Annotated in this window: 10 protein-coding genes; 6 read left to right on the forward strand and 4 right to left on the reverse strand. The window is 35.4% G+C overall.

Going from position 1 to position 14,119, the window contains the following annotated elements; translation table 11 throughout:
• Positions 1-26 precede the first annotated feature (26 nt).
• Entirely contained in the window at positions 27-1,529 is a 1,503-nt protein-coding gene (locus ACWG42_RS03795) for a response regulator transcription factor (RefSeq protein WP_455790183.1), read from the forward strand.
• Positions 1,510-3,321 (forward strand): cache domain-containing sensor histidine kinase, encoded by a 1,812-nt coding sequence (locus ACWG42_RS03800; RefSeq protein ID WP_455790184.1) that lies wholly within the window; start codon positions 1,510-1,512, stop codon positions 3,319-3,321. The genes ACWG42_RS03795 and ACWG42_RS03800 overlap by 20 nt, the downstream gene beginning before the upstream one ends.
• 57 nt (positions 3,322-3,378) lie before the next feature.
• Here ACWG42_RS03800 and ACWG42_RS03805 read toward each other — a convergent pair whose 3' ends face one another.
• The 4 genes from ACWG42_RS03805 to ACWG42_RS03820 all read right to left on the reverse strand — a co-directional run bounded on the left by ACWG42_RS03805 (position 3,379) and on the right by ACWG42_RS03820 (position 7,707).
• On the reverse strand, positions 3,379-4,218 hold the full coding sequence (locus ACWG42_RS03805) for a carbohydrate ABC transporter permease (protein ID WP_455790185.1): 840 nt from the start codon (positions 4,216-4,218) through the stop codon (positions 3,379-3,381).
• Positions 4,208-5,125 (reverse strand): carbohydrate ABC transporter permease, encoded by a 918-nt coding sequence (locus ACWG42_RS03810; protein ID WP_455790186.1) that lies wholly within the window; start codon positions 5,123-5,125, stop codon positions 4,208-4,210. The genes ACWG42_RS03805 and ACWG42_RS03810 overlap by 11 nt, the downstream gene beginning before the upstream one ends.
• An 81-nt stretch (positions 5,126-5,206) precedes the next feature.
• Positions 5,207-6,499 (reverse strand): ABC transporter substrate-binding protein, encoded by a 1,293-nt coding sequence (locus tag ACWG42_RS03815; RefSeq protein WP_455790187.1) that lies wholly within the window; start codon positions 6,497-6,499, stop codon positions 5,207-5,209.
• Between the two features lie 95 nt (positions 6,500-6,594).
• Positions 6,595-7,707: an ABC transporter ATP-binding protein gene (locus ACWG42_RS03820; protein ID WP_455790188.1), complete on the reverse strand. Its 1,113-nt coding sequence runs from the start codon at positions 7,705-7,707 to the stop codon at positions 6,595-6,597.
• Positions 7,708-7,987: 280 nt separating this feature from the next.
• Between ACWG42_RS03820 and ACWG42_RS03825 the strand changes: the two genes are divergently transcribed.
• The 4 genes from ACWG42_RS03825 (at position 7,988) to ACWG42_RS03840 (ending at position 14,118) form a co-directional block, all read left to right on the forward strand.
• Positions 7,988-10,969 (forward strand): glycoside hydrolase family 2 TIM barrel-domain containing protein, encoded by a 2,982-nt coding sequence (locus tag ACWG42_RS03825; protein ID WP_455790189.1) that lies wholly within the window; start codon positions 7,988-7,990, stop codon positions 10,967-10,969.
• Positions 10,970-10,979: 10 nt separating this feature from the next.
• Positions 10,980-13,175 carry an alpha-galactosidase gene (locus ACWG42_RS03830; RefSeq protein ID WP_455790190.1) on the forward strand — a complete coding sequence of 732 codons (2,196 nt, stop codon included), beginning with the start codon at positions 10,980-10,982 and terminating at the stop codon, positions 13,173-13,175.
• Complete coding sequence (locus ACWG42_RS03835; RefSeq protein WP_455790191.1) at positions 13,172-13,801, forward strand: sugar O-acetyltransferase; 630 nt, start codon at positions 13,172-13,174, stop codon at positions 13,799-13,801. The genes ACWG42_RS03830 and ACWG42_RS03835 overlap by 4 nt, the downstream gene beginning before the upstream one ends.
• A gap of 107 nt (positions 13,802-13,908) precedes the next feature.
• Positions 13,909-14,118: a helix-turn-helix transcriptional regulator gene (locus ACWG42_RS03840; RefSeq protein WP_455790192.1), complete on the forward strand. Its 210-nt coding sequence runs from the start codon at positions 13,909-13,911 to the stop codon at positions 14,116-14,118.
• Position 14,119 lies beyond the last annotated feature (1 nt).

Here is a 14,119-nt window from a genome sequence, read left to right on the forward strand (position 1 = left end):
GGAAACATATAGAAGAGGGCAAATGAATGGAAGAAAGATTTTGTAAAGTACTGATTGTAGATGATGAATTTATTATTCGCCAAGGAATTTCTTATATGATGAATTGGGAAAACGAAGGCTTTAAAATTGTCGCAGAAGCATCCAATGGAGAAGATGCTCTAACAAAAATAGAAGAGTTTCATCCAGATATCGTGGTAAGTGATATCGTGATGCCAAAGATGGATGGGATGGAGTTAACCAAAATTATACGAGAAAAGTATCCAGATATTCGCGTGATTATTTTGAGTAGTTATAGTGAGTTTGATTATGTACGAAATACATTCCAATATGGAGCTGTGGATTATATTTTAAAGCCTACCCTAAGCCCTGAAAGTATTCTGCAAGCATTGAAGAATGCTGCCTCACAAATTAATGGAATGGTATTGCATAATGCACAGTTTGATCAAATTAATGGACCCTTAACCCAATATATTTTGGGATATGTCGATGAACTCCCTAAAGAAGATATCCAAAGTTTTTTTCACGATAACAATTATATTCTTGTGGCGACCAACATTGCCTTTCATCCCGATAAAAAAGAAATACGAAATTTTTTCCAAGTACAACTTGAACAAATACCAAATACACATGCTTGTTCTATGTTGGTAAATGAAGAAGTCTTACTATGTATTTATTCATATGCGCAAGAGGAAGTTGCTTCTCTTCATCAAAACATACGCAAAGAATTGAGTGGAAAAGAGCTTTGTTTTTTAAGTGAACCTTTCTATTGCATAGAAGACATCCGTGAACTTTATCATAAGCAAATTGTTCCAGCATTAAAGAATCGTTTTTACTTGAAGAATCAAAATTTGGTATCTTTAAATATGCAAATTGCGAAAGATGGGGAGTTGGAGCGTTTTGATAATCGAACGTTCGCTGGATTATTGTCCTCTTTACACCTTAGTGAAGCCATGGATATTTTTTATGCCTATGTAATGAACGCATTACAAGCACGTAGTGATGAATTTGAAATCAAAACATTTGCATGTAATAAATTATACAACTTCATATCTGTTTTAGAAGAACGTGATTTCAATGAAAAGAGTATTCGTTATTTCAAACTAGATTGTTTAAGTAAACTAGAATCGGCACCATATATGGAGGATTTTCAGAAGGAATTAAAGCAAATCTATGATGATTTTCAAATCATCATTACAAATTATGAACTGGAATCTAATCAAGCAACGATCAATCGTATGATGAAGTATGTATACGATCATTACGATGAAGCTTTGACGCTAAATGATTTAGCACAGAAGTTTAATTTTAGTTATCAGTATTTATCTAGCTATTTTAGTAATCGCACGGAGAAGACGTTCATTGAATACCTTAATGAAATTCGTATTGATCATGCGGCAGCATTCTTAAAAGAACAAGACTTGCCAATATCTGATATTGGAATAAAAGTGGGATATTCCGATCATAGTTATTTCTGTAAAGTCTTTAAGAAATATAAAGGGATGACACCAAGTGAATATCGAAAACACTAAAGGCTGTAAGAATCGTTTGAAACAGTGGATTTCCCACAACTCGCTGTTTTTTAAGATTATTTCCATAGTTGTACTAGCTATGGTAACGGTAAGTATTGCCATCAGTATGATATTGGTATACATATCGGATGAGGTTTATGTGGAAACATATAGCCATGCAAATAATAAAATCATTTCGCAAATTAGTAATGAATATTATTTCCTACATGAAGATGTTATGGAAATACTAGGCATATGTGGAACGTCAACGGATGTAAAAAATTATATGAGTGATGAGCCAATGACTCCACAAAGTGAGGCGGAAGTAGTATATCGTCTTACGAAGAGCTTAAAAAATACAAGTATGATAGGTACGGACCTTTCTAGTAATTTATTGTTGGTTGGAAAGAATGGAAAAACATATTTTCAAAACAATGCGGGTATGGTGGATCCATACGAAACGATATTAAATAGTGAACTTGTAAAGAATGCAATTGCATATGGAAAAGAAGTAATCTATCAATATGATAAAGATGGCTTTACTAGTAATTTAAAAGATACGGGTGTTATCCATGTGATAAAAATAATTTATGATGATAACCGTAATGTGCTTGGAATGGCAGATGTTATGATTAAGCAAAGTGATTTCTCTAGTATTTATGATTCGTTGATTGATGAAGCAAATAATAATCTTTATATCATAGATGAACAAAATATGGTGCTCTCATCCAATATAACGAAACAAAACGGGACACAGTTGAAGAACTATCATGCCCAGGCAAACAAACTAATTGAAAATAAAGAAACTTTGATTCGTAATGTAGAGAACGAAGAGAAGTACACCTTATTGGCAAAGGATATGTATTTTAATGGATTGCGTATCATAAGCGTCATCAATGAATCACAATTTGTAGGCAAAGTGAATCGTATATCTACTGTATTTTATATGTGTTTATTCATTGTCGCAATCATGGTGATACTGGTGTTCTTGTTTATTAAGAAAGCAATGAACCCGATTCATCTCATCAGTGATAAGATGCAGTTTATTACAAAAGGCGACTTTTCCAATCACATTGATGTGAAAGGAAGCGGGCAAGTTCGTGAGTTAGAAGAGACCTATAACTATATGCTGGATGGATTGAATAGTTATGTCGATGAACTCATGCGAATAGAAGAAGAAAAACGTTTGAGTGATATCCATGCATTACAGATGCAAATCAATCCTCATTTTATCTATAACACGCTTACTTCTATCAAGTTTCTTGTGTGGAAGGGCGATAAAGAAAAAGCAACCGCAACCATCGATGCCTTCATACAGTTGTTGAGGATGACCATAGGAAATCAAAAAGAAAGTATTACATTAGAAGAAGAGATTCACAATGTGGAGAACTATATAAAAATTCAACAAACACGATATGGTGATCATATCAAGCACCGCTTGTTTATTGATGTGGATGCGAAACAGTACTATGTACCTAAGATGTTGATTCAACCATTTATTGAGAACTCCTTCATTCATGCATTTGATGATAGTACAAGTGGTGTTATTGATGTATATGCGAAAATATTACGCCATCAATTGGTGATCGAGATCATTGATAATGGATGTGGAATGGGTGTAACCCAAGTGGATGAACTCCTACAGGTCAAAGATAAGGATCGCCGATTCAGTGGTATTGGGATTCAAAATGTAGATGCTCGTATTAAATTGTTGTATGGAAAAGATTACGGTGTCAACATATCGAGTGCTTGGCAAAAGGGTACTATCGTTACGATTACATTACCTGTAATGGAACAAACACAAGACATATGAACGATTATTACTTCATGAAAAAAGCTGTCGATCTGACAGCTTTTTTGGATACTATGTTTATTTAACAGAACCAATCATTCCTTCTACGAATTGTTTCTGCATCACGAAGAATATGATTGCCGTTGGAATCGTTGCTAGTACAATACCGCACATAATCATACCATAGTTAGGGGTGTAAGATGCACCCATCGCAGATAGAACAAGTGGGAGTGTTCTGTTCTCTGGAGTCTGAATGGTAATCAAAGGCCATAAGTAGTTATTCAGACTATTCATAAAGGTAATGATTGCGGCCGCTGCATACGTGTTCTTGATGGTTGGCATAAAGATTTTAAAGAAAATACCAACTTCACTAACACCATCGATTCTTGCTGCTTCTACCATATCTTTTGGAAAGGATTTTACATTCTGTCGGAAGAAGAAAATCAAAAATGCAGTAGAAACAGTGGGTATGATAATTGAGAAGAATGTGTCGATTCCCATAAATTGAAACGGAGTAGAGGAGAGAGAAGAGAACATTCTAAACAGTGGAATCATGAGTGCTGCGAAGGGAACCATCATAGATAAGAGAAGAAAGTTGAAGAGACGATCTCTTGCTTTGGTTCGATAAATTTCAAACCCATAACCAGCCGCACTACAAATCAATAAGGCGAGAAGTGTGGTGATAATGGCGATAATAGAAGAGTTGAGGAAGGCTCTTCCAAAGTCTAGATCAGAGGAGAACAATGCTTTCATATTGTTCACAAATTCAGAACCAAAACTCATGACACCGCTTGTGATGTCTAATGTAGAATTTGTCATACCAATAATCATCCATAAAAATGGGAATAAAGATATGGCAGACAACAAGCTTAGAAGTACATATTTTACAATACGTCCTATAGGGAGTTTATTTTTCATGTTTGTCGCCTCCTACTTTCATCTGAATCATAGATAAGATTACAATGGCGATTACAATTACAAAGGATACAGCTGCAGCATATCCGAAGTTTGGTGAGTATTTGAAACTCAGGTTATAGATATACTGAGATAGTGTTAAGGTTGCATTTGCTGGTCCTCCACCTGTGATGTTCACAACTTCATCAAAGAGCTGGAGGGTACCAATAGTAGATGTAATGGTAGTAAATAGAATGATTGGTTTTAACATAGGAACTGTGATTTTAAAGAACTTGGTAACTGCACTAGCTCCATCGATATCGGCAGCTTCATAAATAGAAGGGTCGATATTTTGTAGACCTGATAAATAAAAGATCATATTGTATCCTGTCCATCTCCATGTAATCGCAATAATAATAAGTACTTTTGCCCAGAAAGGATCCGTTAGCCACATGATAGGCTCTTGTATAAGATGGAGATTCATCAAGATTTGATTGATACTTCCATCTACGGAGAACATCCCTTTCATAATAATGGAGTAGGCTACAAGGGAAGTGATACATGGTAGGAATACCGCTGTACGAAAGAACCCCTTGCCTTTTAATTTCTTATCATTTAAGGCAACTGAAATGACGAGTGAAAATAAAATCATAATAGGTACCTGAATGACCAAATATAATACTGTATTCGTTGCGGCTTTTATAAAGGTTGTATCATTAAAAAGCCTTAGGTAGTTATCAAATCCAACAAATTTCATATTGTTGGAGAATCCTGATTGTAGTGAGGTGATAAATGCTTGTATCATTGGTAGAAATACAAGAACTGAGATAAGAATGGTAGATAATGTCACAAACATCCATCCCACTCGATTTTCTTTTCTACTAAGACGAGCATTGGATTTACTCACTACTTTCATTAACATTTGCTTCATATAAACCCATTCTCCTTTCAAAATGAATGGTCGCTTTCTACTTTAGCGGAAAACGACCATCTATTTGCTTAAAAGCTTTTGTTATTTAACGATAGCGCCTTCAGCATTCTGCTGAGCAGTTTTTAATGAAGAATCTATATCTGCACCATTTACTACGGCTTGTACAGATTCTGTTAGAATATCTTCAATTGCATATGTGTGAAGTCCATAGTTTACACTTGGAATCATTTCAGACCATGCAGAGAAGTTTTCAAAGATTTTCTGATTTGAGAAGAATTCACTTTCTGCTTTATAGTTTTCAGTTTCAGCAGCAGGAATATACGTACTTACTAAGTTGATGTCTTTTGCTAATGTGTTCATTAAGTCTTTGCTTGTAGCGAATGTCTTAGATAAGAAGTCTTTTGCAGTATCTGCACCAGCAACGTTCTTTAAGACATACCATCCACCACCACCGATGCTTGATGCGTTAACAGAGGATTTTACATCAGCCAATCTTGGAAGAGGCGCAATACCCCATTTACCTGATTGATCTGCAGTTTTCATAATTGAGCTACCAATCCAGCATCCTGTAGGAACACTCGCAACATTTCCTTTTTGGAAAGCACCTACGAAAGAATCCCAATCCGCAACTTGTTCAACGATACCAGAATCGATTAATTTTTTGTATACTGTAATTGCTGATTTTAAAGCTTCATTGTTTTCGATATCAACAGTTTCACCATCTTCTTTAACATACCATGAACCTGCAGATTGTAACATCATACGAATTTGTCCTAAATCACTTGGATCAAGAGTTAACATCGCATGACCTGTTTTTTCTTTCACTGCTTTTCCTATTTCAATATATTCATCCCAAGTGATGTTTTCCATATCTTTTGCAGTATATCCTGCTTGTTCGATATAGTCTAAACGATAGAATAAACCAGCTACACCACTATCAAATGGTAATCCATAAATCTTATCATCAATACTATTTACCGCAAATTTGTAATCCATGAAATCCTCTTTTTTCACGATGTCTGTTAATTCAGAGAATTCTTCTGGATATGCAGTTAAATAGTTTTGGATACGATAGTCTTCAATTAAAACGATATTTGGTAAACCATCAGTTTTTCCTGAAGATAAGCTCGTATTCAATTTTTGAATAATGTCATCTTGTGCCATGGTAACGATTTCTACTTCTAAATCCGCATTGTCTTTCTTATAAAGATCTGCAGCGTCTTTGGCTGCCTTGATGTTGAAGGTATCATCCCATGCCCAAATCGTAATCTTGTCAGTCTTTGCTTCTTTTGGCTCATCACTTCCACCACAAGCGGTCATGGTCAATGCCATACCAGCACATAGAAGTCCAGCACATAATTTTTTTAATCTCATACAAATCTCCTTTCTATTGTATTGTTATGAGTTTTTCATTCCCTTACTTCATTCCTTGTATTGTTATATATCACCTTCCTATTATATCAAACTATTTATCTTAAAATAGCTTTTTCACTGTCCATATCAAACAAATGAATCTTATTCTTATCAATTCCTACACTTAAGGTATCACCCGTATTAATCTTTACTCTTGCTGGGGTTCTTAAGATATTGGTTCGATTATATTTATTGAAATATAAGTTCATTTCAGCACCTAGCATTTCTACTAAATCCACTTCTATTTCAAACTGTGAATCTGGATAAGTCTCTTTGATTGTTTCTTCCACATGTAAGTCTTCTGGTCGTACACCTAAGTAGACTTTCTTACCAACGTATTGTTCAAAGTTGCTCATGGTAATCAATCCAGAAGGGATTATAAATCGACTTCCTTCAAAATTTACTAAGTACTCATCTTTTTCTTTTTTTATAGTGCACTCAAACATATTCATTTGAGGGGAACCAATGAAACTAGCGACAAACATATTGTTTGGTTTTGCGTAAAGGTTTTGAGGTGTATCGATTTGTTGAATAACACCATCCTTCATAACCACAATACGATCTGCCATAGTCATTGCTTCTGTTTGATCATGTGTTACATATACGAAGGTAGTTTGTAATCGTTGATGAAGCTTTGATATTTGTGAACGCATCTCTGTTCTAAGTTTTGCGTCAAGGTTGCTAAGTGGCTCATCCAGTAAGAATACTTCTGGATCTCTTACCATCGCACGCCCTAAGGCAACACGTTGACGTTGACCTCCTGATAAAGCTTTTGGTTTGCGTTTTAGGTAAGGTTCCAAATCCAAAATCTTTGCGGCCTCCATTACCTTTTGATCAATCACCTCTTTATCAATCTTTCTTTGTTGAAGACCGAATGCCATGTTTTTATATACATTCATATGAGGATATAATGCATAGGTTTGAAATACCATTGCGATATCACGATCTTTTGGTGCGACATTGTTCATTACTTTATCACCAATGGTTAATTCACCTCCACTGATGCTTTCCAATCCTGCTATCATACGAAGAGTGGTACTCTTTCCACAACCACTAGGACCAACCAGAACCATAAATTCCTTATCTTTAATTTCTAGATTCAGATTTTCAATGACTTTGACATTTCCGTCATATACTTTTGATACATTGGATAATACGATGCCTGCCATCTTCCATCCTCCTTTCCATGTAGGCATGTCTTATGGGACATTGCCCGCTGTTTACAATGCGATAATACCAATGCTTGAAAGCGCTGTCAATGCAATTTCTGGATGCTAGTTAAATCTTTTTAGAATCTTAAAAATTTACCAATTCCATTCTAAAGTATCTTAAAATTGTCTTAGTCATACCTAAAATAATACAAGCGCTCTATCTGCTTTAAATGGTAGAATAGAAGCAAAGTAGTACAAGTGAACTTTGTGGAAATAGACAAAGGCTAGGAGAGAACATATGAATATAGAACTATATGATGTATTAGAAAATCCAGAGATTTTTCAGCTTCATCGCTTACCTGCGCACAGTGATCATATAAGCTATAAAGATCATGAAGATATGCGTACAGAAGAATCTAGTTTTCATCAAACTTTAAATGGCACATGGTTATTTTCTTATGCACAGTGTCCAGAGGAACGCATAAAAGATTTTTATAAAGAAGAGGTTGATTGTACAAATTTCAAAACAATAGAAGTTCCTGGCCACATACAATTACAAGGGTATGATCGTCCACACTATACAAATACAATTTATCCATGGGATGGACAAGAGGATTTACGACCGCCACATGTTTCAAAAGAGTATAATCCGGTAGGGAGTTATGTACGATTTTTTGATATTGATGAATCGTTCAAAGAAAAAGATTTACGTCTTTGTTTTCATGGTGTAGAATGTGCCTTCTTTGTTTGGGTGAACGGTGAATTTGTTGGATATAGTGAAGATAGCTTTACACCTTCTGAATTTGATATCACCAACGTTGTGAAAGAACAAGGGAATAAATTAGCTGTGGAAGTTTATAAAAGAAGTAGTGCAAGTTGGTTAGAGGATCAAGATTTTTGGCGTTTTTCAGGAATCTTTCGTAAAGTAGAACTCATTGCGGTTTCAAAGCTACATGTAGATGATATCTTTGTCAAAACAGATGTAAATGATACTTATGATGCCGCTGATATAAATATAGAAATGAAGATGGTAAACAAACAAGAAGGCTATGTTCGTGTCATTGTAGTAGACGGGGAAAAGAAAGAACTGTATTGTGAGAATATGGATGCGCATTCGATTATGCATATTTCCATTCCTGTATCAAAGCCACATCTATGGAGTGCGGAGTGTCCTTATTTGTATGATCTTATCATTGAGTGTTATTTAATGGATGGAACATTGGTTGAAGTAAATAAACAACGTGTTGGTATACGTCGTTTTGAATTGATCAATGGAATCATGTGTATCAATGGGAAACGTATTATATTTAAAGGCGTTAATCGTCACGAATTTAGTGCGGACAAAGGAAGATGCATATCTTATGAAGATATGTTGTTTGATATAAAATTTATGAAGCAGTTCAACTTAAACGCAGTACGAACTTCTCATTATCCAAATCAAAGTGAATGGTATTCTTTATGCGATGAGTATGGAATTTATGTAATGGATGAAACGAATTTAGAAAGCCATGGATCTTGGCAAAAATTAGGAAAAGTAGAACCATCTTGGAATGTACCAGGAGATCATAAAGAATGGTTAGAAGCTTGTTTGGATCGTGCTCGAAGTATGTTGCAGCGTGATAAGAATCATCCATCTATTCTTATTTGGTCTTGTGGAAATGAATCCTATGCTGGAACTGTAATAGAAGAAATGGGAAATTACTTCCGTCGTAAAGATCCGACACGACTCGTACATTATGAAGGTGTTTTCCACAATCGTGCCTTTGATCATATTAGTGATATGGAAAGTAGAATGTATGCCAAAGCAAAAGAAATTGAAGAATACTTATTAAAAAATCCTAAAAAACCATACATCAGTTGTGAGTATATGCATGCGATGGGGAATTCCTTAGGTGGAATGGATGAATACACCGCATTGGAACGATATCCGATGTATCAAGGTGGATTTATATGGGATTATATTGATCAAGCGCTGTACAAACCAGATCATACATTAGCTTATGGTGGAGATTTTGATGATCGACAAAGTGACTATGAGTTTTGTGGAGATGGCATTATATTTGCGAATCGCAAAATATCTCCAAAAGCATATGAAGTAAAATATCTATATCAAAATTTTGATATTCAAATAGAGGATCATCAAATTCATATCACAAATAAGAATTTGTTTGAAAATTTAGATGCTTATGAAGTATGCATTTCCTTGATGAAAGAAGATGAAATCCTACAGGAACAACATATTCAAGTACAAGTTGAACCACAGGAATGTGTGACTTTAGAGTATGCTTACAATAACGTTGAAGAATCTGGAAACTATACAAGAAATGTATCTATCCGATTGCGTGAAGATACCCTTTGGGAAACAAAAGGATATGAAGTTGCCTATGCTCAACAAGCGTATACAATCGAAAAACAGTATGAGGAAGAAGAGAGTGAGCGACGTGTTGTTGTTGGAGATGGAAATATTGGCGTATACTGTAAAGATTTGTATGTAATGTTTTCTATGACTATTGGAATGGTATCTTTATGTAAAAATCAACGTGAACACATTGATCGTTTTGTTAAACCTATATTTTGGCGAGCTATGAGTGATAATGATCGTGGAAATGGATTACCATTCACATCTTCGATGTGGGCAGGCGCACACATGTTCTCTAAATGCCAAATGATTTCTGCTGATGTGGAGCATGCCATCTTTACCTATATTCATGAGTTACCAACAGAACCTAAAACCAATGTATATGTAACGTATCAAGTAAGAAAAGATGCGAGTATTCATGTAAGTTATCGCTACGAAGGAAAAGAAGGTTTACCAGATATGCCTCTTTATGGTATGGGATTCCGTTTGAAAAAGGAACTGATGGAAACACAGTATTATGGTGCAGGACCTCAAGAAAATTATTGTGATCGTAACCAAGGCGCAAAAATTGGGGTATATTCATGTTCTGTTCAAGAACACATGACACCTTATTTGTTGCCACAAGAGTGTGGGAATCACACCAAAGTAAGATGGCTACGTGTTTTAAATCAAGAAGGACATGGTGTTCAATTTCAAAGCGATTCAGATTTTGAATTTAGTGCACTTCCATATACAACGATGGATATTGAAAATGCTATGCACGCAAATGAATTACCATCTATGACTTCTACACATGTGAAAATTATGAAAGCACAAATGGGAGTTGGTGGAGATGATAGTTGGGGAGCACCTGTGTTACCTCCATATCATATATCAGGGCAAGAGGATCATGAGTTTTCATTCGTTATAAAACTCATTTAGGAGGTACCTTATGGCTATATATTATCAAGAAGATCAAAAGATATTTCATTTATTAACTAAGCATAGCGCATATCGTATGCAACTCAAGGAAGATGGTTACCTAGCGCATGTATATTGGGGAAAACGAACTCATTTTAAAGAAAATAGTCAAGAGATACTCCATAGAGATCGTGGGTTCTCTCCCAATCCAACGTTTGGAAAACGTGCATTTTCATTGGACACTCTACCTCAAGAATATCCACAATATGGAAATGGAGATTTCCGTAGTTGCGCATATCAAATAGAAGATGAAAATGGTTGTCGTATGAGTGATCTTCGCTATATGCGTCATGAAATTTATCAAGGAAGAAAACCTCTCCATCAACTTCCTCATGTATATGAAGATAAAAAAGGGGAAGTAGAAACATTAGAAATCATAATGTATGATACAGTACTTCAATTAGAAGTGGTGTTACAATACCATGTGTTTGAAGAAAAAGATATATTTACAAGAAGCACACAGTTCATAAATAAAGGAACCAATTCCATTTCTTTATTGCGAGCATTGAGTATGAATGTGGATTTACGAAGAGATGATCTTGAGGTGGTTAGTTTATATGGTTCACATAATAATGAGAGAAATTATGAACGTAGAAAGCTCTCTCATGATCGAACAGTCATAGAAAGTACAAGAGGAGCAAGTTCTCCTCATCATGCGCCATTTGTGGCCTTAGCCCAAGAACACGCGAATGAACATCATGGCGAGATCTACGCTTTGCATTTTGTATATAGTGGAAATTTTCAAATTAATATAGAGCAAGATGTTTTGCATACAACAAGGGTCAATATGGGGTTACATCCATTTGATTTTACATGGTTGTTAACTGCAGGAGATTCTTTTCAAACACCTGAGGTGATACTTGCCTATAGTGATCAAGGAATGAATGGAATTTCTAAGATATTGCATAGGGTGTATCGGGATAATGTGTGCCGTGGTACATTGAAACATAAGCCACGTCCAATTTTAATAAACAATTGGGAAGCGACATATTTTGATTTTAATGAAAAGAGCTTGTTGGCACTTGCGAAGAAAGCAGCGAGTTGTGGCATTGAATTGTTTGTGCTAGATGATGGATGGTTCAAAAATAGGAATAGTGATACAACCTCATTAGGAGATTGGATTTGTGATGAAAAGAAAATACCACATGGATTAGGTGCGCTTGCAAAAGAAATTAATGATATGGGCTTGTTGTTTGGTATCTGGGTAGAACCAGAAATGGTAAGTGTTGATAGTGATCTCTATCGAAGTCATCCAAAGTATTGTATACAAGCTCCAAGTCGCAATCATACATTTGGTCGTGATCAATTGGTTTTGGATATGAGCCGTGAAGATGTACGTAATTATGTATTTGATGCATTATGTAAAGTGTTTGATAGTGCGAATATCGCTTATGTGAAATGGGATATGAACCGACATATTTGTGATTGGTATAGTGAAGCATTGCCAGTGAATCAACAAAAAGAATTAGCACATCGTTACATTTTAGGTCTGTATGACTTGATGGAACGTTTGGTTTCTCGCTATCCTAATATACTATTTGAAAGTTGTTCAAGTGGTGGCGGTCGTTTTGATCCAGGTATGTTATACTATATGCCTCAAACGTGGACAAGTGATAATACGGATGCGATATGTCGAAGCCATATTCAATATACGACATCCTTTATGTATCCCCTAATTACGATGGGATCTCATGTCTCAGCATCTCCGAATGAACAAGTTGGTCGAATGACGCCATTGGCGACAAGAGGTAATGTTGCGATGTTTGGTAATCTAGGATATGAACTTGATTTACTAAAATTATCTTCATCAGAAATTGAAGACATAAAGAAACAAGTAGAAGAATATAAAGAAATTCGTAATTGTATACAGTTTGGAAACTTATATCGTATATCGAATCCTTTTGAAAAAGAGTATATGGCAATGAACGTTGTGAGTGAAGATGGGAAAGAAGCACTTCTGCTATATGTTAAAATGTTATCAAAACCCAACGCAGCATATGATATCGTTCGTTGGATCGGTCTTGAAGAAGATGCAGTATATGAAGATGTTCATACAAAGAAGCAGTATTATGGAGACCAATTGATGTATGCCGGAAGTAGCATAGCGTATGTACCATTAGATTTCTATAGTAAAATCATTCACTTAAGGAAGGTGGAACGATCATGAAAATAGAAGATATCATGGAACAAGGATATTTGTATACTGATTATGGAGATGGCAAACAACATTTAGAAGATCAACGGCTACAATGTCAAGAATTGTTGTATGATTATAATGCGACCCGACCTAGTGAAGTTCCCCAACGAAAAGAACTGTTGGGAAAACTATTAAAAGAGAGTGGGAAAGGTTGTTGGATAGAACCTCCATTCAAATGTGCGTATGGAAATCGTATTCACATTAAGGATTATTTTTATTCCAACTTTAATCTTGTGATTGTGGATGATGTAGATGTATACATTGGAAATTATGTAATGTTTGCGCCTAATGTTTGCATTACTACAACAGGACATCCAATCGCACCTTCTTTACGTAAGAAAGGAATACAGTTTTCTTCTTCCGTGTATATCGAAGATGATGTTTGGGTAGGAAGTAATAGTGTTATCTTACCTGGTGTACGTATTGGAAAAGGAAGTGTCATAGGGGCAGGTAGTGTAGTCACGCATGATATTCCAGAAGGTGTAGTTGCTTATGGTTCTCCATGTAGAGTGATTCGTCCAATCACTTCTCAAGATGATAAAATGTATTTTAAAGACAAAGAAGTAGCCGCAAGTCCACAATGGGCATATAAATGATAGAAGAACTTTCTATCATTTTTTTTGCAAAGCTAACTTGACATAAAATGCAAAGTATACTATACTTTATTTGCAAAGCATACTTTGCAGTATGTGTAGGTGATGAAATGAATACGAAAATAAAAGAACTTAGAAAGCAACACAAACTCTCACAAGAGGATTTGGCTTTAGAAGTAGGAACTACACGCCAAACTATAACATCTATTGAAGTAGGGAAATATACAGCTTCTTTGGTATTGGCGTATAAAATTGCACATTTTTTTGAATTATCGATTGAAGAAGTATTTGATTTTTCTGATATTGAACAGGAGGACTAAA

The organism is Amedibacillus sp. YH-ame10 (assembly GCF_053848885.1).

Bases quoted from the DNA above. Each gene is read 5' to 3' on its own strand.
- ACWG42_RS03795 (WP_455790183.1), top strand. From the start codon at position 27: ATGGAAGAAAGATTTTGTAAAGTACTGATTGTAGATGATGAATTTATT.
- ACWG42_RS03805 (WP_455790185.1), bottom strand. From the start codon at position 4,218: ATGAAAAATAAACTCCCTATAGGACGTATTGTAAAATATGTACTTCTA.
- ACWG42_RS03810 (WP_455790186.1), bottom strand. From the start codon at position 5,125: ATGAAGCAAATGTTAATGAAAGTAGTGAGTAAATCCAATGCTCGTCTT.
- ACWG42_RS03815 (WP_455790187.1), bottom strand. From the start codon at position 6,499: ATGAGATTAAAAAAATTATGTGCTGGACTTCTATGTGCTGGTATGGCA.
- ACWG42_RS03820 (WP_455790188.1), bottom strand. From the start codon at position 7,707: ATGGCAGGCATCGTATTATCCAATGTATCAAAAGTATATGACGGAAAT.
- ACWG42_RS03825 (WP_455790189.1), top strand. From the start codon at position 7,988: ATGAATATAGAACTATATGATGTATTAGAAAATCCAGAGATTTTTCAG.
- ACWG42_RS03830 (WP_455790190.1), top strand. From the start codon at position 10,980: ATGGCTATATATTATCAAGAAGATCAAAAGATATTTCATTTATTAACT.
- ACWG42_RS03835 (WP_455790191.1), top strand. From the start codon at position 13,172: ATGAAAATAGAAGATATCATGGAACAAGGATATTTGTATACTGATTAT.
- ACWG42_RS03840 (WP_455790192.1), top strand. From the start codon at position 13,909: ATGAATACGAAAATAAAAGAACTTAGAAAGCAACACAAACTCTCACAA.